Origin of the sequence: Nocardioides sp. YIM 152588 (assembly GCF_040191335.1) — a bacterium.
Classification (GTDB): Bacteria; Actinomycetota; Actinomycetes; order Propionibacteriales; family Nocardioidaceae; genus Nocardioides.
Genome location: NZ_JBEGDJ010000113.1, coordinates 1 through 1,376 on the forward strand (window position 1 = coordinate 1; position 1,376 = coordinate 1,376).

Below are 1,376 nucleotides of genomic sequence, written 5' to 3' on the forward strand. Positions count from 1 at the left end.
TGTGGAGGCTCAGGACATCGCGGACACATTGAGTCTCACGACATCGCGGACACCTGACCGGTTCACGACCCGTCCAGCGCGCACGATGCGCAGGGTGGATCGTGGCCAGAGATGGAGTCGCGGTGAGCCCCGAAGTGGCAGCGCTGGTGGCCCGGTACGTGGAGTCCCTGGACCCGACGACCGGGCCGCACCCGAGGATCAACGTGCGCGCGGAGTGCGCGGCGTTGGGGATCTCGAAGACGATGTTCTACAAGTACGTGGCCCGGTTCCAGGCCGAGGGCGTGGACGGGTTCTTCCCCCGCACACGTCGCCCGCTGACCAGTCCCGAACGGCTCACGGCCGCCTGTGAGGACGAGCTGATCCGGGCCCGCAAAGAGCTCCTCGACGGCGGGTGGGACGCCGGCGCGGACCAGATCCGGTTCCGGCTCCAGGCCCAGATCGACGCCGGCGCCTGCTCCTGGCCGGCCAGCCAACCGCTGCCCTCGCGGGCCACGATCAACCGGGTCCTGGACCGACGCGGACAGCTGGTCAAGGTCCCCCAACGCCGCCCGCGTGCCGCGCGCCGCAGGTTCGAGGCCGACCAACCGAACCAGCGTTGGCAGATGGACGGTTTCGAGTGGACCCTCGCGTCGGGGTGGCGGGTGGTGGTGCTGCACGTGATCGACGACTGCTCGCGCTACGAGATCGCCTTGCAGGTCGCACGCAGCGAGAACGCCGAACAGGTCTGGGACACCCTGACCCTCGCCGCGGGCCGGTATGGGCTGCCGGCCGAGCTGCTCACCGACAACGGCACCGCGTTCTCTGGTCGGCGCCGGGGCTGGACCAGCCCGCTGGAAGCGAACCTGACCCAGTTGGGGGTCCGGCACGTCACCAGCCGGGTCGGACACCCCCAGACCTGCGGGAAGGTCGAGCGCGCCCACCAGCCCGTCCAGCGTTGGCTCGAGACCCACGGACCCTACGAGACCGTCGCCGAGCTCCAGGCCGCCCTGGACGCCTACCGGCAGCAGTTCAACCACGACCGTCCCAAGACCCACCTCGGTGGGCTGACCCCCGCGCAGCGCTACGCACTGGGCGACAAGGCCGCCCCCGCCGGGCCTGTCGAGGCGCCGTTGCACCTCACTCGCGGCAAGGTCGCCGTCAACGGCACCGTGACCATCCACCGCACCCGCGTCGGGATCGGCCGCGCCCACGCCGGCAAGACCGTGACCCTGTTCCGCCGCGGCACCCGGGTCACCGTCTTCGACAGCAACCGACTGGTCGTGGAGTTCGACCTGAAATCACGAGCGGGCTACCAGTCAGCCAACCCCCGCGGTAGGAAAGTGTCCGCGATGTCTTGAGACATATGTGTCCGCGATGTCCCGAGACACAACACATCG

Annotated in this window: 1 protein-coding gene; it reads left to right on the forward strand. The window is 69.7% G+C overall.

Annotated features, from left to right (window positions below; translation table 11 throughout):
* Positions 1-122: 122 nt before the first annotated feature.
* Complete coding sequence (locus ABLM29_RS22265) at positions 123-1,337, forward strand: DDE-type integrase/transposase/recombinase (RefSeq protein WP_349716839.1); 1,215 nt, start codon at positions 123-125, stop codon at positions 1,335-1,337.
* Positions 1,338-1,376: the final 39 nt, after the last annotated feature.